20 protein-coding genes are annotated in these 17,918 nt (G+C 68.9%); 7 read left to right on the forward strand and 13 right to left on the reverse strand.

Features of this window, described 5'->3' with window-relative positions:
* Window positions 1-249 precede the first annotated feature (249 nt).
* The gene (locus SNOV_RS13770; protein WP_013167559.1) at window positions 250-1,755 is read left to right on the forward strand and encodes a pyruvate kinase; all 1,506 of its coding nucleotides are present in this window, start codon (window positions 250-252) and stop codon (window positions 1,753-1,755) included.
* A gap of 8 nt (window positions 1,756-1,763) precedes the next feature.
* Here the strand turns inward: SNOV_RS13770 and SNOV_RS13775 are convergent, their stop codons facing one another.
* From SNOV_RS13775 to SNOV_RS13800, 6 genes are read right to left on the reverse strand one after another with little or no spacing between them, the layout of a single operon-like run.
* Complete coding sequence (locus SNOV_RS13775) at window positions 1,764-2,375, reverse strand: cob(I)yrinic acid a,c-diamide adenosyltransferase (RefSeq protein WP_013167560.1); 612 nt, start codon at window positions 2,373-2,375, stop codon at window positions 1,764-1,766.
* Entirely contained in the window at window positions 2,335-3,432 is a 1,098-nt protein-coding gene (locus tag SNOV_RS13780; RefSeq protein ID WP_013167561.1) for a gamma carbonic anhydrase family protein, read from the reverse strand. Before SNOV_RS13780 ends, SNOV_RS13775 begins: the two co-directional genes overlap by 41 nt.
* Before the next feature lie 8 nt (window positions 3,433-3,440).
* The gene (locus tag SNOV_RS13785) at window positions 3,441-5,147 is read right to left on the reverse strand and encodes a methylmalonyl-CoA mutase family protein (protein ID WP_013167562.1); all 1,707 of its coding nucleotides are present in this window, start codon (window positions 5,145-5,147) and stop codon (window positions 3,441-3,443) included.
* A complete protein-coding gene (gene meaB / locus SNOV_RS13790) occupies window positions 5,098-6,120 on the reverse strand; it encodes a methylmalonyl Co-A mutase-associated GTPase MeaB (RefSeq protein ID WP_013167563.1) in 1,023 nt (340 codons plus the stop codon). Before meaB ends, SNOV_RS13785 begins: the two co-directional genes overlap by 50 nt.
* Window positions 6,117-7,547, reverse strand: coding sequence for a phenylacetate--CoA ligase family protein (locus SNOV_RS13795; RefSeq protein WP_013167564.1), 1,431 nt, complete (start codon window positions 7,545-7,547; stop codon window positions 6,117-6,119). Before SNOV_RS13795 ends, meaB begins: the two co-directional genes overlap by 4 nt.
* A 15-nt stretch (window positions 7,548-7,562) precedes the next feature.
* The gene (locus tag SNOV_RS13800; protein ID WP_013167565.1) at window positions 7,563-7,970 is read right to left on the reverse strand and encodes a cobalamin B12-binding domain-containing protein; all 408 of its coding nucleotides are present in this window, start codon (window positions 7,968-7,970) and stop codon (window positions 7,563-7,565) included.
* A 136-nt stretch (window positions 7,971-8,106) separates the two neighbouring features.
* Between SNOV_RS13800 and SNOV_RS13805 the strand changes: the two genes are divergently transcribed.
* Window positions 8,107-8,778 carry a GntR family transcriptional regulator gene (locus SNOV_RS13805; protein WP_013167566.1) on the forward strand — a complete coding sequence of 224 codons (672 nt, stop codon included), beginning with the start codon at window positions 8,107-8,109 and terminating at the stop codon, window positions 8,776-8,778.
* Between the two features lie 152 nt (window positions 8,779-8,930).
* Here SNOV_RS13805 and SNOV_RS13810 read toward each other — a convergent pair whose 3' ends face one another.
* Both SNOV_RS13810 and SNOV_RS13815 read right to left on the reverse strand, forming a co-directional pair.
* Window positions 8,931-10,478, reverse strand: coding sequence for an MFS transporter (locus SNOV_RS13810; RefSeq protein WP_013167567.1), 1,548 nt, complete (start codon window positions 10,476-10,478; stop codon window positions 8,931-8,933).
* A 100-nt stretch (window positions 10,479-10,578) separates the two neighbouring features.
* A complete protein-coding gene (locus SNOV_RS13815; RefSeq protein ID WP_013167568.1) occupies window positions 10,579-10,878 on the reverse strand; it encodes an EthD family reductase in 300 nt (99 codons plus the stop codon).
* A 176-nt stretch (window positions 10,879-11,054) separates the two neighbouring features.
* Here SNOV_RS13815 and SNOV_RS13820 point away from each other — a divergent pair, with 176 nt between their 5' ends.
* A complete protein-coding gene (locus SNOV_RS13820) occupies window positions 11,055-11,915 on the forward strand; it encodes a LysR family transcriptional regulator (RefSeq protein ID WP_013167569.1) in 861 nt (286 codons plus the stop codon).
* Between the two features lie 133 nt (window positions 11,916-12,048).
* Here SNOV_RS13820 and SNOV_RS13825 read toward each other — a convergent pair whose 3' ends face one another.
* Window positions 12,049-12,459, reverse strand: coding sequence for a DUF930 domain-containing protein (locus tag SNOV_RS13825; protein ID WP_013167570.1), 411 nt, complete (start codon window positions 12,457-12,459; stop codon window positions 12,049-12,051).
* Window positions 12,460-12,590: 131 nt separating this feature from the next.
* Here SNOV_RS13825 and SNOV_RS13830 point away from each other — a divergent pair, with 131 nt between their 5' ends.
* Genes SNOV_RS13830 through SNOV_RS13840 form a run of 3 tightly spaced genes read left to right on the forward strand, consistent with a single transcriptional unit; the run spans window position 12,591 to window position 14,108 of the window.
* Window positions 12,591-13,325 carry a heme ABC transporter permease gene (locus SNOV_RS13830; RefSeq protein ID WP_013167571.1) on the forward strand — a complete coding sequence of 245 codons (735 nt, stop codon included), beginning with the start codon at window positions 12,591-12,593 and terminating at the stop codon, window positions 13,323-13,325.
* Between the two features lie 11 nt (window positions 13,326-13,336).
* On the forward strand, window positions 13,337-13,501 hold the full coding sequence (gene ccmD / locus SNOV_RS13835; protein ID WP_013167572.1) for a heme exporter protein CcmD: 165 nt from the start codon (window positions 13,337-13,339) through the stop codon (window positions 13,499-13,501).
* Between the two features lie 10 nt (window positions 13,502-13,511).
* Window positions 13,512-14,108: a DsbE family thiol:disulfide interchange protein gene (locus SNOV_RS13840; RefSeq protein WP_013167573.1), complete on the forward strand. Its 597-nt coding sequence runs from the start codon at window positions 13,512-13,514 to the stop codon at window positions 14,106-14,108.
* On the opposite strand, the gene SNOV_RS13845 is transcribed toward SNOV_RS13840, so the two are convergent.
* Genes SNOV_RS13845 through SNOV_RS13860 form a run of 4 tightly spaced genes read right to left on the reverse strand, consistent with a single transcriptional unit; the run spans window position 14,105 to window position 16,652 of the window.
* Window positions 14,105-14,590 carry a DUF1178 family protein gene (locus SNOV_RS13845; protein WP_013167574.1) on the reverse strand — a complete coding sequence of 162 codons (486 nt, stop codon included), beginning with the start codon at window positions 14,588-14,590 and terminating at the stop codon, window positions 14,105-14,107. The genes SNOV_RS13840 and SNOV_RS13845 overlap by 4 nt on opposite strands.
* A complete protein-coding gene (locus SNOV_RS13850; protein WP_013167575.1) occupies window positions 14,587-15,507 on the reverse strand; it encodes a carbon-nitrogen hydrolase family protein in 921 nt (306 codons plus the stop codon). Before SNOV_RS13850 ends, SNOV_RS13845 begins: the two co-directional genes overlap by 4 nt.
* A 15-nt stretch (window positions 15,508-15,522) precedes the next feature.
* A complete protein-coding gene (gene grxC / locus SNOV_RS13855; RefSeq protein WP_013167576.1) occupies window positions 15,523-15,780 on the reverse strand; it encodes a glutaredoxin 3 in 258 nt (85 codons plus the stop codon).
* 50 nt (window positions 15,781-15,830) lie between these two features.
* Entirely contained in the window at window positions 15,831-16,652 is an 822-nt protein-coding gene (locus SNOV_RS13860) for a ComF family protein (RefSeq protein WP_013167577.1), read from the reverse strand.
* A 252-nt stretch (window positions 16,653-16,904) separates the two neighbouring features.
* Between SNOV_RS13860 and SNOV_RS13865 the strand changes: the two genes are divergently transcribed.
* Complete coding sequence (locus SNOV_RS13865; protein ID WP_013167578.1) at window positions 16,905-17,786, forward strand: methyltransferase domain-containing protein; 882 nt, start codon at window positions 16,905-16,907, stop codon at window positions 17,784-17,786.
* Window positions 17,787-17,918 lie beyond the last annotated feature (132 nt).

Genomic DNA, 17,918 nt, shown 5'->3' on the forward strand with positions numbered 1-17,918 from the left:
CTTGCGCTTCCCGCCTGCTGCGCAATGCCGAACGCGCCCGAGGGCGCAACGCGCTGTCGGGCGTGGACCTCCGGACTCTCGGGTCCGGGCGGTGGGACGGCTCGCGAAGATGAGCGAGAATTGCCGGCGATGTAGCCGCCGGATGTGGCGAAGTCAAGGAAAGCAGGCTTTTGGCGCCGGCTTGATCGAGGTCACAGCGGCGTAATCGCTCCGTTCTAGCCTCCTCTTGCCCAGCGAGGAACCCGGCCGATGAACATGCCGACCCCCATCCCGCCCGCCCCCGAGACCAGCGACGACGCCGCGCTGTTCGAGACGCTGCTCGCCTTCCGCGGCGCCGTCGTCGAGGAAGCCGCGCCGCTGATCGAGCGCTTCTCCCGCGAGGCCGGCCGCGAGGACCCAGCCCTCGTCAACCTCGCCCATTATCTCAGCCTGCGCCGGCACGAGCTGCGCCCGCTGCAGCGCCAGCTCATGCGCCGCGGCCTCTCCTCGCTCGGCCGGCTGGAGAGCCGCGTGCTGCCGACCCTCGACGCCACGCTGGCGGCGCTCGCGGCGTTGGTCGGCCGGCCGGCGCCCTTCCCCGCCCCGGACGAGGCGGAATTCTTCGCCGGCGAGGCGCGGCTCGATGCCGCCAGCGTCGTCAATCTCGGCCCCGAGCCGGCGAACCGCACCACCCGCATCATGGTCACCCTGCCGAGCGAGGCCGCCGGCGATCTGGATTACGTGCTGGCGCTGGCCAAATGCGGCATGGATGTCGCCCGCATCAACTGCGCCCATGACGACGCCGCGGCCTGGCGCGCCATGGCCGCGCATGTGCGCGTGGCGGGCGAGGAGATCGGCCGGCCCATCGCCGTTCTCATGGACATCGCCGGGCCGAAGATCCGCACCGAGGCGGTGCTGCCGATGAAGAAGGGCAAGCCGGACGGCCGCCTGAAGACCGGCGACCGCCTGCGCCTCGTCGCCACCGGCGCGCCGCGCGTCGACGAGGAGGTGCCCTTCTCCGCCGCCGTCTCGCTGCCGGAGATCGTCACGCGGCTGAGCCTCGGCGACCGCATCCGCTACGATGACGGCAAGGTCGAGGGGGTGGTGGAGAGCCTTGCCGAGGGCGAAGCGGTGATCCGCGTCACCCATGCCCGCGCCGAGGGCACCAAGCTGAAGCCCGAGAAGGGCGTCAACCTGCCGGACACCGCCCTCGGCCTCTCCCCGCTCACCGCCAAGGACGACGCCGACCTCTCGACCGTCATCGAATGCGCCGACCTCATCGGCTATTCCTTCGTCAGCCGGCCGGGGGACCTCGATCTGCTCGACGCGGCCATCGAGCGGCACGGACGGGGTGAACGCCCGCTCGGCCTGATGGCCAAGATCGAATTGCCCGAGGCGGTGAAGAACCTGCCCGACCTTATCGCCCGCGCGGCGCGGCGCGGCCCGTTCAGCGTGATGATCGCCCGCGGCGACCTCGCCGCCGAGATCGGCTTCGAGCGCCTCGCCGAGATGCAGGAGGAGCTGCTGTGGATCTGCGAGGCTGCGGCGGTGCCGGCGATCTGGGCGACGCAGGTGCTGGAGGATCTGGTGCGCGACGGCATCCCCTCGCGCGGCGAGATGACCGACGCCGCCATGGCCTCCCGCGCCGAATGCGTCATGCTCAACAAGGGCCCGGCGGTGTGCGAGGCGATCGAGCTGCTCGACCGCCTGCTCGGCCGCATGGCCGGCCATCTCGACAAGAAGACCCCGGTGCTCCGCGCTCTGCGGTCGTGGTAGCCGATCGCTCAGGCGGCGACCCCACTGCCGAGGCTCTTTCCGCGCTCCCAAAGGACGTCGGCCCGACCGTCCGCGCGGTTCTCGAGGCGCGAGACCACGAACAGCAGGTCGGAAAGGCGATTGAGATAAGACAGGCCGAAATTCTCCGGCGGCGATGCGGCGCCGCCGGCCTCGTGGAGTTCCGGTGCGCTCCGCTCGATCTGGGTGAGGCTGAACAGGCGCCGTTCGGCCCGCCGGCACACGGTCCGGGCGACATGGGCGAAGGCGGAGGCCGGTGCGCCGCCCGGCAGTATGAACTCCTCCAGCATGCCCAGCCCGGCATTCACCTGTTCAAAGGCCGCCTCGATGCGCGAGAGATGCGCGCGCGACAGGAGGGGGGTGCCGGGCACGCTGATCTGCGCGCCGAGATCGAACAGATCGTGCTGCACCAGCGTGAAGACCTCGCGCGTGGCCTGCGAACTCGACAGCGCGACGAGAACGCCGATCCAGCTGTTCAGCTCGTCGATGGCGCCCAGCGTCTCGATCGGCGGGCTGTCCTTGTCGACCCTCAGGCCGGAACCGAGGCCGGTCTGGCCCTGGTCACCGGTCCGGGTGACGATCCGCGATAGGCGATGTCCCATTCGATCCTCCCTGTGCTGCCGGGCGATCCTGCGCGGCGCGATAGGCCGTTCCATAGCCGCGATATTGATCGACGATGTCCTGCATGGCGGCGCGCCTGACGTCGTTGAGCCGGGCGATCGGACGCGCCGGACGCCCGCCCCAGAGCCAGCCGCCTTCGAGCTGCTGCTGCGGCGTGGTCGTGGACCCGGCGGCGAGCAGCACGTCGTCGTCGACGACGGTGCCGGCTGCGAGATCGGCGCCGATGCCGATCAGCGCATGCGCGCCGATCCGGCCCGCGCGTATCTGCACGTTGTGGCCGATGGTGGTGCCCGGACCGATGACGACCCCGCCTTCGGAGGCATCGATGCGGGTATTGTCCTGGACGTTGGTGTTTGCGCCGATGGCGATGGAGGCATGCGCCGCATCCAGCCGGCAGCCGAACAGGATGCTCACCCCGGCCGCCAGCTCGACCCGGCCGGCGAGGCGCGCGGTCCTTCCGACGAAGACGTCAGGATGGACTTGGCCGGCCGCCTCTCCGGCCGCGGCCGTGAACAGGGAGGGCGCCACCGTTTCCTGGAGGAGCCGCGCCCGCTCTTCCAGCTCGCCCGGCACCAGTTCGCGGATCGGCTTGGCCGGGCTTCCGGCATAGGCGAAGCCGCTGTTCAGCGTCGAGCGCGGGAAGACGATGGAGCCGGCCTCGATGAGAACGCCGTCCTCCACCACGGAGCCGTCGAGCACCACCACCCTGTCCTCGATCACGCAGTCATTGCCGACCGTGCAGGCGTGGACGACGGCGTCGCGTCCCACGGCCACCCTGTCGCCGATGATCGCGGGATAGACCTCATGGGCGATATGGACGGTCGACATATCCCCGAGATGGAAATCGTCGCCGATCCGCACGAAATGCCCGTCGGCACGAATGACGGTTCCGGCGCCGAGCGAGGCCCGCGCGCCGAGCGTCACCCGGCCGAGAACGCTCGCGTCAGTGCCGCACAAGAGCGGCTCGCCCGCGAAGTGCGGCCAGGTTCCCTCGAAGGGAAGGATGAAGGGGGTGACGTGAGTGAGTGCGCTCGCCATGGGAAGACTCAGAACACCGGCGTTTCGCGGTAGGTGCCCCACACGCCCTTCAGCGTCTCGATGATGTCGCCCATCGTCGCCCCGGCGCGGACCAGTTCGATGGTGATCGGCATGATATTCTGGGAGGGGTCGCGGGCCGTCTCTACGAGCTGTTGCAGCAGCAGGTCGAACTTCACCGCATCCCGTTCACGGCGCACGCGCTGGGTGCGGGCGATCTGGCGGGCCGCCGTCGTCTGGTCGTAGGGATGGGTGTGGATGACGGGGTCCGGCGTGTCGTCGACGAAGCAGTTGACGCCGATGACCGGCTTCTCGCCGGACTGCTTGCGCAGGGCGGTCTCATAGGCGAAGTCGGCGATGTGGCGCTGGAACCAGCCTTCCTGGATGAGCTTGAGCGTGCCGCCGCGCTCCTCGACCTCCTCAAGGATGTCGAAGATCCGCTTCTCATATTCGGTGGTCAGGGACTCCACGTAATAGGAGCCGCCCAGCGGGTCGACGACCTGCGTGACGTTGGTCTCCTCGGCGATCACCTGCTGCGTGCGCAGCGCCATGCGCATCGCATCCTCGGTGGGGATGGCGAAGGCCTCGTCATAGCCGTTGGTGTGTAGCGACTGGGTGCCGCCCAGCGCGGCGGCGAGCGCCTGCATGGCGGTGCGCACGACATTGACCATGTATTGCGGCTTGGTCAGCGAGGCCGCCGCGGTCTGGCAATGGAAGCGCAGGCGCATGGATTCCGGGTTCTGCGCCCCGAAGCGCTCCTTCATGATCTTGGCGTAGCAGCGCCGCAGGGCGCGAAACTTCGCGATCTCCTCGAAGAAGTCCGCCTGGCAGACGAAGAAGAAGGCGAGCCGCGGGGCGAATTCGTCCACCTGCATGCCGGTCTTGAGCACTTCCTCGACATAGACGATCAGGTTGGCGAGGGTGAAGGCGGCCTCGTGCAGCGGCGAGGAACCCGCTTCCGAGATGTGGTAGCCGGAAATGTTGATCGGGTTGTACCGCTTCATGTTCCGGGCGCAGTAGGTGATGCAGTCGCGGACGATGCGCACCGACGGCTCGATGGGGAAGACGTATTCCTTCTGCGCCATGTACTCCTTGAGGATGTCCGCCTGGATCGTCCCCGAGAGCTTGTTGAGGTCGTAGCCGCGCTTCTCGGCGAGCACGATGTACATGGCGAGCAGGATCCAGGCCGACGGATTGATCGTCATGGAGACGGAGATCTTCTCCAGATCGATGCCATCGAACAGGGCCTCCATGTCGGCCAGCGTGTCGATGGCGACACCCTCGCGGCCGACCTCGCCCTCGCTCATCGGATGGTCGGAATCGTAGCCCATCAGGGTCGGCATATCGAAATCGGTCGAGATGCCGGTCTGGCCCTGCGCGATCAGGTATTTGAAGCGCTTGTTGGTGTCCTCGCCGGTGCCGAAGCCGGCGATCTGGCGCATGGTCCAGGTCCGCGAGCGGTACATGGTCGGATAGGGGCCGCGGGTGAACGGGTAGCGGCCGGGCAGGCCGATATCCTCGACCGGCGTGTCGGCGAGGTCGGCGGCGGTGTAGGTGCGCTTTACCGGGACGTCGCCGAGCGTGAAGAAGTCGCTCCGGCGCTCCGCCTGCTTGCGCAGGAACTGCGCGACCTCGTTCGCCTCCCAGTCCCGTTCCTCGGCGCGAAGCTCACCAATGGTCTTCTGCGAAATGGGGCGGGCGGTGATGGTCTCGTTCATGGGCCGATCCTCGTTCGAACGACGCGGCAAGCAGTTCATTGGCCAGGGTGTAGGGGTCGGCGTCGCGGCGCCGTAGGCGTTCCGCCAGCGCCGGCGCGCGGGTCGCGGCGGCCTTGGCGAAGCGCTCGACGAGCAGGTTTTCCGCCGTCTTCTCCAGACGGAAACGCGCGATCGCCAGCTGACGCCGGCTGCCGCTCGCGGTGCCGAACGCCACCTCCCGGTGCCTGTCGATGGCGCGGGTGAGCGCGTCGAAGCCGTCGCCCGTATAGGAGCTGACGCCGACGACCGGCGTCTGCCATTCCGGCTTCTGCGCCGTCGCCGCGCCCAGCGTCAGCATCTGCTTGATGTCAACCAGCGTGCGGTTGGCGTCGCTGCGGTCGCATTTCGACACGACGTGGATGTCGGCGATCTCCAGCATGCCGGCCTTGATGGCCTGGATCTCGTCGCCCAGCCCCGGAGCGGAGACGACGACGGTGGTGTGGGAGGCCTTGGCGATCTCCACCTCGTCCTGGCCGACGCCGACGGTCTCGATGATGATGGTGTCGAAGCCGCCGAGGTCGAGAATGTCGACGGCATCGAGCGTCGCCCGCGCCAGCCCGCCCATCGCCCCACGCGTCGCCATGCTGCGAATGTAGACGCCGGGATCGTTGACGAGGTCCGACATGCGGATGCGGTCGCCGAGGATGGCGCCGCCCGAATAGGGGCTGGACGGGTCGACCGCGACGATCCCGACCTTCAGGCCCTGCGTGCGCAGGCGCGCGGTGAGCGCGGCGACGAGGGTGGACTTGCCGCTGCCGGGAACGCCGGTCAGGCCGATGACATGGGCGCGGCCGGCGCGCCGGTAGATCGTCGCCAGCGCCGCCCGCGCCTCCGGCATGCCGGCCTCGGCGCGCGAGATCAGGCGGCCGATGGCCGGCACCTCGCCGCGCGCGGCGCGCTCCACCAGCTCGCTCGACGGGACATAGCGGCTCATGCGCCGCTCTCCGCCTCGATCTGGGCGTACATCTCGCGAAAGACGGAGCGGTCGTCGGTGACGCGGCGCGCCTTGAAGTCGGTGCGCGGCAGGGTGCCCTTGGCGACGATCTCGGCCCTTGTGCGAAGCCCGAGCAGCTTCTGGATGCGATGGCTGACATCGGCGCGGAAGCGCTCCAGCTCGCCGCCGGCGAAGGTGCCCTCATCCGCCTCGACCCGCAGCAGCAGCTCGTCCATCGCGGCTTCGCGGGTGATGACGATCTGGTGCTCGCCGCCATAGCCGGGCGTCTGGTTGAGCGCCGCGTCGATCTCGCTCGGATAGACGTTCTCGCCGCGGATGGTGAACATGTCGTCGATCCGGCCGAAGATTCCGTGCGGGAGCCGCGGATAGGTGCGCCCGCACGGGTTCGGCCCGTCCTGCCAGAGCGTCAGGTCGCCGGAGGCGAGGCGGATCATCGGCTGCGAGGTTCGCTCCAGATGGGTGTAGACCGGCGTGCCGCGCTGGCCGTAGGGGACGCGCCGCATCGTCGCGGGATCGCAGACCTCGGTGTAGACGATGTCCTGCCAGCAGAGCATGCCCTCGGTCTCGGCCGAGCCGGCGACGTTCATCCACGGCGTCATCTCGGCCATCGAGCCGCAGTCGAAAACCTTCGCGCCGAACAGATCGGCGATGCGGTCCCGCACGCCGGGGATCGACGCCCCCGGCTCGCCCGAGAAGAACATGTATTTGAGGCCGAACTCCCGCGGGTTGAGGCCCTCGTCGCTCGCGGCCTGGGCGAGATGCAGCGCGTAGGTGGGCGTGCCGTAGAAGCCCGCCGGCTTCATGGTGTCGAGCCATTGCGCGCAGCGTATCGTCATCCCCGGAGCGCCGGCCCCGAACGGGAACGCCTTGGCGCCGAGGCGTTCGGCGCCCGACAGAGCGCCCCAGCTTCCCATGTAGAGGCTGAGGATCGCGGCGATGCAAATCATGTCGCCGGGGCGCATGCCCATCGCCCACATGATGCGGGCATGGGCGTTGGCGATGGCGATCCAGTCGTTGCGGCCGATGGCGAAGGCGGTGGGGCGCCCCGTCGTGCCGCTGGTCCCGTGGATATGGAACACCTCGGCGTCGGGGATGCACAGATAGTCGCCGAAGGGCGGCGACAGCGCCTGCGATTCCCTCAGCTCCTTCTTGGTGACGACCGGGACCCGGTCCTCGAAATCCTCCAGCGAGCGCAGCTGGTCGGGATGGAAGCCGGCCTCGTTCCAGCGGCGGCGGTAGAAGGGCGAGTGGTCATAGGCATAACGGCAGACGACGCGCAGCCGCTCCAGTATCGCCTTCTCGCGATCGCCGGCCGGCATGGTCTCGCGCTGCCGGAACCAGTAGCGGCTGTCGGCCGGGGGAAGATATGAGGCGTCGTAGGAGGGCGGGAAGGACCAGGATTCCATGGCGCGCCCTCCCCCTCACCGCTCGCCGCGTTCAGTGACGAGGCGCGTCAGCGTCTCGACGATCTCGTCCGGCGGCGTGTCCTGAAGCAGGACCTCCCGCACCCCCATCCTCTTGATCTCGACGACATCCTCGTCCGGCATCACCCCGCCGGCGACGACGATCATGTCCTCGGCGCCCTTGCTGGCCAGAAGCTGGAAGATCTTCGGGAAGACGGTGAGCTGCACGCCGGAGAGCAGGCTGACGCCGAGCACGTCCACGTCCTCCTGGATCGCGGCGGTCACGACCTCCTCGGGCGTGCGGTGCAGGCCGGAATAGATGACGTCCATGCCGGCGTCGCGCAGGGTTCGGGCCACCACCTTCACGCCGCGATCATGGCCGTCGAGGCCAACCTTCGCGAGAAGCACACGGATGGGCTGCGTCACTTCAGGCCTCCCTCGTCGAGTTTCTTATTGAACTCTGAATTCAGAACTCCGAACGCAGAGTGCAAGCACCTTGTAGCTCTGTCAAGCGGCAGCCATATTCCTGCGTGGCACCACGATTCTTGCGGAGGATGCGGGCTTGGAGTCCCTGGAAGCGCCGAAAAGCCTTGTCGACCAAGCCTATGAGGTGATCCTCGACGCCCTCTGCGACGGGACCTTCAAGCCCGGCGAGCGGCTGACGCAGGAGGACATCGCGGCGCGCCTCAAGGTCTCCCGGCAGCCGGTCACGCATGCGCTGGTCGTGCTGAAGGCGCAGGGCTTCCTCGCCCAGTCGGGCCGGCGCGGCCTGATCGTGACGCCGGTCGACGCCGCCTTCTTCGAGGCGATCTATCAGTTCCGCTCGGCCGTGGAGCCGCTCGCCGTGCGGCTGGCGACGCCGCGTCTGACCAAGCAGGCGATCCTGCGCGGCCGCTCATTGATCGAGCATGGCCGCAACATGGTCGTGGCCGGCGATGCCCGCGCCGGCCTGCAGGCCGACATGGACTTCCATTCCTTCATCTACGACCTGTCCGGCAATCCCATCGTCGGCGAGACGATGCGCCTGCACTGGCGCCACCTGCGCCGGGCCATGGGGCAGGTGCTGCGCTATCCGGGAATGTCGATCAGCGTCTGGCAGGAGCACGGGCGGATACTGGAAGCCATGATCCGCGGCGATGCCGAAGGCGCGGCCGAACTCATGCGCCGGCACCTGATCGAGGCCTATGAGCGGGTCGAAAAACCGAGCCAGGCTCCGACCGACGCGGATGATTGACCGCGTCGGTCGAAGACCCTTCAGGACTGAATCCGACTGAGCGCCCCCTCGACGGCACCCTCGACATCACCGGCGCGCCCGGCCTCGGCACGGGCGTGAAGGACAGGACGGCGGATCTTCAGACGACGACAATCCGCTCGCGCCGGTCGCGGTCAAGACGAGCCGAGACAATCGGCCTGCCCGCCATCGGCACGACGTCGACCATGTGGCCGTTCCAGACGCCCTTCTTCTGCAGGCGCGGCAAACCGCCAGGCGAGACTGACGCTCAGAGCCGCGCCGGCGGCGAGGCAGGCGGCGATGCAGAGGATGGCGACGACGAAGGCCTGGGTGATGGCCGCCGGATCGGAGCGCGTGCCGAGGACGGCGTAGAAAATCCCACCGTTCACGGCGACGCTGAGCGCGGCGCTGATCTGCAGGGTCGAACTGGCGATGCCGGCGATCATGCCGGAAAACGCCGGCGCGACGCGGCCCGTCACCATCCGCATCAATGTCGGCAGGGCGAGCCCTTGTCCGAGACCGATGACGAACAGGATGACGGCCAGCGGCACGGGCGCAGGCACCGCGCCGGTCGGCGTCGCCAGGATGGCCCAGATCAGGCCGGCGAACCCGACGCTCTCCAGCCCCATGCCGATCGCATTGACATAGGCGCCGAGGATCCGCCGGCAGATGGGGGTCGCCAGCGGCCCCAGCAGGAATCCCGCACCGAAGGGCAGGAAGACCAGGCCGGCACTCAGGGCGGTCACATGCAGCGCGTTCTGCAGATAGACCGAGAACAGCAGGAAGAAGGGCGTGATCCCGTAGAACAGCAGTGCGATCAGCAGCGCGCGGCCCAGCCCCGGCGCCTGGATCGAAGCCGGATCGATCAGGGGTGTGCCGCCCTTGTGAGCCAGTCGGGTCTCATAACGCCAGAAGAGCCACCCAAGCGCCGGCGCCGCAATGAGCGACAGCCAGGACCAGAGGGGCCAGCCCGCCTCACGCCCCTCGATCAGCGGCACGATCAGCGCCGCCAACGTCATGATCGACAGGACCGTGCCGCCAAGATCCAGCTTGCGCGGCTCCGGTGCCCGCGTCTCCTTCAGCAGGGGAAGTCCGAACAGCACGACCAGGACCGCCACCGGCAGGTTGACGATGAAGATCGCCCTCCACCCCAGCCCCAGGAGATCGAGCGAAATCAGGATGCCGCCCAGCGCCTGCCCGACCACCGCGGCCAGGCCGAACACCGCGCCATAAAGGCTGAGGGCGAGCGGTTTCTCCGATTCAGGGAAAATCGCCTGCACCGAGGCGAGCGCCTGCGGGGCCATCACCGCCGCCGTCACGCCCTGCAATGCGCGCCCGGCGATCAGCGCCCAGGGCGACCAGGCGAAGCCGCACAGCGTCGAGGCGGCGGCAAAGCCGACCAGGCCGAGGAAGAACATGCGGCCGCGGCCATACAGGTCGCCGAGGCGCCCGCCGGTGATCAGCGTCACGGCGTAGAGCGCGGCGTAAGCGGAAATGACGAGCTGCTCGGCGGAGGACGACGCGGCCAATTCCGCCCGGATCGAGGGAAGCGCGACATTGACGATGAAGAAATCGAGCGGTGGCAGGAACGCGCCGACCAGCAGGATCGCGAACATGAGCCAGCGGCGCGGTTCGCGCGGGGCGACACCATCCCGGAACCGGACAGCCGGTGAGGTTTCTGCTTGCGATAATGTCGTGCTCACGGGTGCTGCTTTCGGTTCTCGATGGTGAACTTGCCGTGGCCGAGCCCATCGGGCCCGGACGGATGAAGCCGGAATTCAGGCCTGTCGCGCTGCGATCCGCTCAGAGCGGGGCCGCCAGGCTGCGCTGCGGCTTGACGGCGGTGACGAGATCGACGTCGGCCATCACCCGCGCCGTTTCCGGCGAGGCCAGCGCCGCTTCCATGGCCGCCTTATCCCGGAAGACACAGGTCGCGATGGCGATCAGGCCGCCACCGTCTCCCTGTGGGAAAAAGCCGGCGAGGCGTTCGAGCCCGTAGGGACCCCAGCATTCGCGCACGAGAGGAAAATGGACGTCGATCCAGTGCTCGCGGTCGAACGGGGTATCGGCATTGCCGGCATAGGTTACGTACATGGTGGTCATGGGAGACCTGCTCCGCGATGGGTGTCGAAATCGGTCGGGGCAAGCGCCGCCCATCCGGCGCCATTGGCCCGGACCGGCTCGCCGTCCCCAATCGGATGAAGAGAAGGTAGGTGCTTGGATTTGTTCCGTAACTGACAGTATCGTACGCCCGCTGTTCATTTTTGTGCGGGACGCCGATGGAGTGGAGCGACGTCAGGATCTTCTTGGCCATAGCCCGTTCCGGCACGCTGGGCGCGGCCGCCCGCACGCTTCATCTGAGCCATCCGACGGTCGGACGCCGGCTGCGGGCGCTCGAACAAGCGACCGGCCATACGCTGTTTCAGAGAACGGCCGACGGTTTCGTCCTGACGGAAGAGGGCAACGCCGTCCTCCCTCTGGCGGAACAGATGGAAGAAGGCGCCCTGGCCATGGAACGGCGGCTCGCCGGGCAGGAGCAGAATCTTCAGGGCACGTTGCGCATATCTTCCGCCGACTGGTTCGGCGCCTACGTCCTGCCGCCGATCATCGCCGACTATGCGAAGACCTATCCCCACGTCGACATCGAGGTTCTGACGGGCACCCGCCTGTTCAGCCTCGCCCAGCGTGAGGCCGACATCGCCTTCCGGATCGTCCCGTTCGACAGTCCCGATGTCGTGCAGCGACGGCTGATCCGGCTGGCCTACGGGGCCTATGTCGCGGCAGGCTCTCCCGAGCCGGTCTATGGCGACGGAGCCGGCTTTCGGCTCATCACCCACGACACGTCGACTGGCCAGTTCCCCGATATCGCCTGGCTCACGGAGAGCTTCCCGAATGCGAGGCCGATCCTGCGTTCGAACAACCGCAATGTGCAGGGTCGCATGTGCAGCCAGGGCGTCGGCATCTGCGTGCTGCCGCAGGTCGTCGGCAATCAGATGCCGGCACTACGCCGGCTCAACCTGCCGGCGGAGCCACCCGGACGGGACATCTGGATGGGCTATCACCGCGACATCAGGCGACTTCAGCGCCTGCGGGCCTTCATCACCACGATGACCCAACACATCGCGAACGCTCAAGCCTGAGCAAGAGCGCCGGAGGCCGGTCGCCCGCATCACCCCAAGCAGCGGTGAGCCGGGATCGCTCTCCGTTCTGACAACGATCCCGGATCGGCCTTCGGCCATCCGGGATGACGCCCATTAGGGGATCAAGCAGTCCCTACGGCGCCACCAGATAATGCGCGCCCCATTCCGAGTTCGGGATCGCCGCGCCGAGCTTGTACTCGAAGCTCTTCACCTCCAGCCCCTCGTTCTGCGTCTCGCAGTCATAGGCGATGTGGTACCAGGTGCCGCCGGAACGGATCGCCGCGCCCGGCGCCCTGATGCGCGCGCCCTTTATCACCGGGTCGCGATAGGCATAGGCGACCAGCTCGTCCGGCTTCATGCCCTTCACATTGCGCTGCACCTCGCCCATGGCGCGGGCGTTGCAGCGCTGCTCGATGCGCTCGGAGGGGTCGAGCAGCAGCATCTGCTCGTCGGGCGAGCGAGCCTGCGCCGGGGTGAGATCGGCGAGCAGCAGGACGCCGCCGCAGGCAAGGACGGCGAGGCTGAGAATGGTCGAGCGCGGCATGGACAGGCGAATCCCCTCTCATCGCAATTCAGTTCAATATTCGACTTATGTCCATCCTGTGGCTTCACATCCGCGTTGTGACGCAGGCCGCTCGTGTTGCCGGGGCACGCGGGGCGGATTAGAACCGCCCCATGGCGCTGATGGACCTTGCCAACCCGACCCGCTTCCTCGCCCTTTCCGGGCGCGTCCTGCCATGGCTGACCGGCCTCGCGCTGGCAACCCTCGCCCTCGGCTTCTTCCTCGCCTTCCGCGCCCCGGCCGACTACCAGCAGGGCGAGACGGTGAAGATCATGTACATCCACGTGCCCTTCGCCTGGCTGGCCATGTTCGGCTATTCGCTGCTGGCGCTCTCCGCGCTCGGCATCCTGGTCTGGCGCCACCCGCTGGCCGACGTCGCGCACAAGGCCATGGCCCCCATCGGGGCGGTGTTCGCCTTCCTCTGCCTCGTCACCGGCTCGCTCTGGGGCCGGCCGATGTGGGGCACCTACTGGGTGTGGGACGCGCGTCTCACCTCCATGCTGGTGCTGCTGCTGCTCTATCTCGGGCTGCTGGCCCTGCGCTCGGCCATCGAGGACCCCAACCAGGCGGGGCGCGCCGCCGCGGTGCTCTCGCTCGTCGGCTTCGTCAACGTGCCGATCGTCAAGTTCTCGGTCGACTGGTGGAACACGCTGCACCAGCCGGCCTCGGTCTTCCGCATGGGCGGGCCGACCATCGATGCCAGCATGCTCTGGCCGCTGCTGATCTGCGCCATCGGCTTCACCCTGGTGATGCTGGCGCTGCACATGGCGGCGATGCGCACCGAGATCTATCGCCGCCGCCTGCGCGTCATGGAAGCGCGCGCCGCGGCCGAAGCCGCCTTCGCCTGAGGAAGCCCGCAATGTTCGGCGAGCACTCCCTGTTCATCCTCGCCTCCTACGGCGTGAGCGCGCTCGCGCTCGGCGGCCTCGCGCTGTGGACCGTGCTGGACGGGCGCAGCGTGCGCCGCCGTCTGGAGGAGCTCGACTCGCGCGGGGTCAAGCGCCGCTCGGCGGGGCGCGAATGAGCGACGCGCCATGAGCGACACGTCCACACCCTCAGGCACCGGCCGCCGGCGCCTGCTCGTCCTGCTGCCGCTGATCGCCTTCGTCGCGCTGGCCGCGCTGTTCTATGGAAGGCTGTTCTCGGGCGATCCCTCGCGCATTCCCTCGGCGCTGATCGGCCGCCCCGCCCCGGCGCTCGACCTGCCGCCGCTCCAAGGGCTGACCCGCGACGGCCAGCCGGTGCCGGGCCTCACCTCGGCCGGGCTCAAGGGCGAGGTGACGGTGCTCAACGTCTTCGCCTCCTGGTGCGTGCCCTGCCGCGACGAGCACCCCTTCCTTGTCGAGCTGTCGAAGATGCAGGGCTTCCGCCTCGTCGGCCTCAACTACAAGGACGAGGCGGAGAACGCCCGCCGCTTCCTCGGCCGCTTCGGCAATCCCTATGCGGCGGTCGGCGTCGATGCCGGCGGGCGCGCCGCCATCGACTGGGGCGTCTATGGCGTGCCGGAGACCTTCGTCATCGGCAGGGACGGGCGCATCGCCTACAAGTTCATCGGCCCGATCGACGCGCAGGGCCTGAAGGAACGCCTGCTGCCGGAGATCGAGAAGGCGAAGGCGCCGCCGGCAAGCTAGTTCCGCTCGTCCGGCAGCACCGGCAGCGGCAGCACCTCGATCTCGTCCTCGATCAGCGCCCGCACCTCCTCGGAGGTCGCCTCGCCGCGGATGGCGCGCTTCTCCTCCTCGCCCTCATGCATGCGCCGGGCGAGGCGAGCGAAGTCGTCGCCGACATCGTCGGTATTGGCCTCCACATGCGCCCGTACCGCCCGCAGCATGGAGCGGAGCTGCTGCTCCTTCTCCGACATCATCGCCACCGGCTGGGTGGGAGCGGGAGCAGGAGCAGCCGCCGGCGCCGAAGCCTCGCTCGGGCCTTCCGCCTCGAACTTGCGCGTGCCGCGGCCCAGCGCCGGCGCCATGATCGCCTTGGAGACATCCGGCGAATCGCAGACCGGGCAGGTCACGAGGCCCTGCGCCTTCTGCGCGTCATAGGCGGCTGAATCGCGGAACCAGCTCTCGAACTCGTGGTCCTTTGCGCAACGCAGGCTGTAGAGGATCATGCCGCGTCACCCGGGGAAGCGAGGTGCAGCCGGCCGAAATCGCCCGGCGCCACCACCTCGAAGCGCCGGCCATTGGCCAGCGAGGGGATTCGCCCGCGCACCGCCGCCACCCGCGCGGGATCGATCTCGGCGCTGATCACGCCCGGCTCGGTGCCGGCCTCGGCGAGGACCTCGCCCCAGGGATCGATGATCAGGCTGTGGCCGAAGGTCTTGCGGCCGTTCTCATGCGTGCCGCCCTGCGCCGCCGCCAGCACGAAGCAGCCGGTCTCGATGGCGCGGGCGCGCAGCAATATGTGCCAGTGCGCCTCGCCGGTGGACTGGGTGAAGGCGGCGGGCACCGCGATCATCCCTGCCCCGGCCTCGGCCAGCGCGCGGAACAGCGCCGGGAAGCGCAAATCGTAGCAGATGGTGAAACCGAGCCGGATCCCCGGCAGGTCGGCGGCGACCGCCAGTTCGCCGGGCCGGTAAGCCTCGGATTCGCGGTAGACGTCGCCATTCGGCAGGTCGACGTCGAACATGTGGATCTTGTCGTAGCGGGCGAGGATCGCCCCGTCGGGACCGATGAGGAAGGAGCGGTTGGCGGCGCGGTGCTCGCTCGCCTTCACCGCCAGCGAGCCGATATGCAGATGCACCTTCAGCTCCGCCGCCAGCGCGCGGAACGCCTTGAGCGCCGGATCGCTCTCCTCGTCATGCAGCACGGCGAACAGCGCCTGCCGGTTCTCCTCCATCGTGCCGGTCATCTCCGGCGTCTGAATGTAGCTGGCGCCGCCCGCCGCCGCCTCGCGGATCAAGGCGGAGGCGGTCTCGACATTCGCCCCGACGCTCTTGGCGGTGCGCAGCTGCACCAACGCGGCACGGAACGGCGCGCCGAGATGCAGCGGGCGGGGAGCGGTCGAATCGGTCGAGGCGTTCTTCATGCAAATAAAATCCGTTCAGCTCGCCAGCAGAGCGTCGAGCTCGCCGGCCTCCTCCAGCGCATAGAGGTCGTCACAGCCGCCGACATGGCGGCCGCCGATGAAGATCTGCGGCACGCTGGTGCGCCCGTTGGCGCGCTGCGACATGGTCGAGCGCATCACCGGATCGCCGGCCACGTTGATCTCCGAGAAATCGACGCCCTTGCGCTTCAGGAGGTCCTTGGCGGCGTGGCAATAGGGGCAGCTATAGGTGGTGTAGATCTCGATCTGCGACATCGTTCCAACCAGTTGAGCCCCGCCACCGGGGCCTCGGCGCTGGGTCTTTCCTATGATATGGCGCCGCCCCGCCCGTCAACAACCCGCGCAAACACCAGCACGTCGACCCGGCCGGCCCCGGCCCGCGTCAGCGCCTTGGCGCAGGCGTCGATGGTCGCCCCCGTGGTGAGCACGTCGTCGACCAGCACCACGCGCCGGCCGCGCAGCTCGGCGCGCGCCGCCGCCGGGACGGCGAAGGCGCCGGCGACGTTCTGCGCGCGGGCCACCCGGTCCAGACCGACCTGCGGCATCGTCGCTCGTGCGCGCGTGAGCCAGGAGGTGCGCACCGGAACCTTCGCCTCGCGCCCCACGGCCTTGGCGAGGGCCGCCGACTGGTTGAAGCGCCGCCGCCACAGCCTGAGCCCGTGCAGCGGCACCGGGATGAGCGCGTCGGCGTCATCGAGGATGTCCGCCCCCGCCCGCGCCATCATCCGCGCCATGGGCGGGGCGACGTCGAGCCGGTCGGCATATTTCAGCGCATGGACGAGGTCGCGCGCCACCTCGCCGAAGGCCGCGACCGCCCGCGCCCTCGCATAGGCCGGCGGATCGGCGAGCGCGGCGGAGGAGACGGCCGGCCCGTCCAGCGGATCGGCGTCATAGGGCAGCGGCGTGCCGAGCCTGTCGCAATAGGGCCGCTCGATGAACTCCATCCCCCGCCAGCAGGTGGCGCACAGGCAGCCCGGCTGGTCCACCGCCGCCCGGCGGGTCATGCAGATCGGCGGCAGCGCGAAGTCGATGACACGACGGCCCAGCCCCCGCGCGGCCATCCGCGCCGCGCCGCCAAGGCGGGCAGCGAATGGAAGGGCGCTTTCCGCTTCCAGAGGCTTGTCCATACCGGCGAGCCTAGCATGCGCGCGGAACCGGCGCCGACCCGATTTCCCTGCTTTGACCCGCTGCCACGGCCGTCCTATGGCTCAGGTCCCATTCTTGGTCCGGATGTGTTCCAACATCTTCTGCCCTCATGGCCGGGCTTGACCCGGCCACCCAGGGTCCAGCCGTGCGGCCTTGCGGCGCAAAGGCCGGGTCCCCGGGTCAAGCCCGGGGATGAGGGAGTAGAGTTACGAGTGAGACCCGAGGAGCATCCCATGTCCGGCCCGATGAACGTCTTCGACCCGCGCGCGCTCGCCGCCCGCCGCCGCCGCGCGCTGGCGCTGGGACCGGAGACTTTCCTGCTCGACCGCGTCGCCGAAGACCTCGCCGACAGGCTCGGCGCGGTGAAGCGGCGCTTCGAGGTGGCCGCCGACCTCGGCACGCCGACCGATGCCGTGCGCACCGCGCTCGCCGGCTCCGACATGGTCGGACGGCTCCATGCCTTCGGCCCGGCCGAGCGGGCGGATGTCGAGATCGTCACCGATCCCGAGGCCCTGCCCTTCGCGCCGGAAACGCTCGACCTCGTGGTCTCGGCGCTGGCCTTGCAGACGGTCAACGACCTGCCCGGCGTCCTCTCGCAGATCCGCCGCGCGCTGCGCCCGGACGGGCTGCTCATCGCCGGATTCCTCGGCGCCGGCACGCTGAACGAGCTGCGCGAGGCCTTCGCCATCGCCGAGAGCGACACGCTAGGGGGCATCTCCCCGCGCGTCGCCCCCTTCGCCGATCTGCGCGACCTCGGCGGGCTGCTCCAGCGCGCCGGCTTCGCCCTGCCGGTCACCGATGTCGACCGCGTCGTCGTGCGCTATGGCGACCCGCTGTCGCTGCTCGCCGACCTGCGCCGCATGGGCGCCGCCAACCCGCTCGCCGACCGCCGCCGGACGCCGCTGCTGCGCAAGACGCTGGCGCGGCTGTTCGAGGTCTATGCCGAGCGCTTCTCCGACCCGGACGGACGCCTGCGCGCCACCTTCGAGATCGCCTGGATTTCCGGCTGGGCGCCGCATGAGAGCCAGCAGAAGCCGCTGCGCCCCGGCTCGGCCAAGGCGCGGCTGGCGGATGCGCTGAAGGTTCCGGAAGGACGGCTGCCGGGGGATGGCTAACTTCCCGTTTCCCCGCCCGCCGTCATGCTGAGGTGCCGGCCTTCAGGCCGGCCTCGAAGCACGCAGGCGGTGCCCGGACGAGCATCCTTCGAGGCTCGCCTATGGCTCGCACCTCAGGATGACGGTGTGTTT

Source organism: Ancylobacter novellus DSM 506 (assembly GCF_000092925.1).
In the GTDB taxonomy this organism is placed as follows: Bacteria; Pseudomonadota; Alphaproteobacteria; order Rhizobiales; family Xanthobacteraceae; genus Ancylobacter; species Ancylobacter novellus.

Bases quoted from the DNA above. Each gene is read 5' to 3' on its own strand.
- SNOV_RS13770 (WP_013167559.1), top strand. From the start codon at position 250: ATGAACATGCCGACCCCCATCCCGCCCGCCCCCGAGACCAGCGACGAC.
- SNOV_RS13775 (WP_013167560.1), bottom strand. From the start codon at position 2,375: ATGGGACATCGCCTATCGCGGATCGTCACCCGGACCGGTGACCAGGGC.
- SNOV_RS13780 (WP_013167561.1), bottom strand. From the start codon at position 3,432: ATGGCGAGCGCACTCACTCACGTCACCCCCTTCATCCTTCCCTTCGAG.
- SNOV_RS13785 (WP_013167562.1), bottom strand. From the start codon at position 5,147: ATGAACGAGACCATCACCGCCCGCCCCATTTCGCAGAAGACCATTGGT.
- meaB (WP_013167563.1), bottom strand. From the start codon at position 6,120: ATGAGCCGCTATGTCCCGTCGAGCGAGCTGGTGGAGCGCGCCGCGCGC.
- SNOV_RS13795 (WP_013167564.1), bottom strand. From the start codon at position 7,547: ATGGAATCCTGGTCCTTCCCGCCCTCCTACGACGCCTCATATCTTCCC.
- SNOV_RS13815 (WP_013167568.1), bottom strand. From the start codon at position 10,878: ATGACCACCATGTACGTAACCTATGCCGGCAATGCCGATACCCCGTTC.
- SNOV_RS13820 (WP_013167569.1), top strand. From the start codon at position 11,055: ATGGAGTGGAGCGACGTCAGGATCTTCTTGGCCATAGCCCGTTCCGGC.
- SNOV_RS13825 (WP_013167570.1), bottom strand. From the start codon at position 12,459: ATGCCGCGCTCGACCATTCTCAGCCTCGCCGTCCTTGCCTGCGGCGGC.
- SNOV_RS13830 (WP_013167571.1), top strand. From the start codon at position 12,591: ATGGCGCTGATGGACCTTGCCAACCCGACCCGCTTCCTCGCCCTTTCC.
- ccmD (WP_013167572.1), top strand. From the start codon at position 13,337: ATGTTCGGCGAGCACTCCCTGTTCATCCTCGCCTCCTACGGCGTGAGC.
- SNOV_RS13840 (WP_013167573.1), top strand. From the start codon at position 13,512: ATGAGCGACACGTCCACACCCTCAGGCACCGGCCGCCGGCGCCTGCTC.
- SNOV_RS13845 (WP_013167574.1), bottom strand. From the start codon at position 14,590: ATGATCCTCTACAGCCTGCGTTGCGCAAAGGACCACGAGTTCGAGAGC.
- SNOV_RS13850 (WP_013167575.1), bottom strand. From the start codon at position 15,507: ATGAAGAACGCCTCGACCGATTCGACCGCTCCCCGCCCGCTGCATCTC.
- grxC (WP_013167576.1), bottom strand. From the start codon at position 15,780: ATGTCGCAGATCGAGATCTACACCACCTATAGCTGCCCCTATTGCCAC.
- SNOV_RS13860 (WP_013167577.1), bottom strand. From the start codon at position 16,652: ATGGACAAGCCTCTGGAAGCGGAAAGCGCCCTTCCATTCGCTGCCCGC.
- SNOV_RS13865 (WP_013167578.1), top strand. From the start codon at position 16,905: ATGTCCGGCCCGATGAACGTCTTCGACCCGCGCGCGCTCGCCGCCCGC.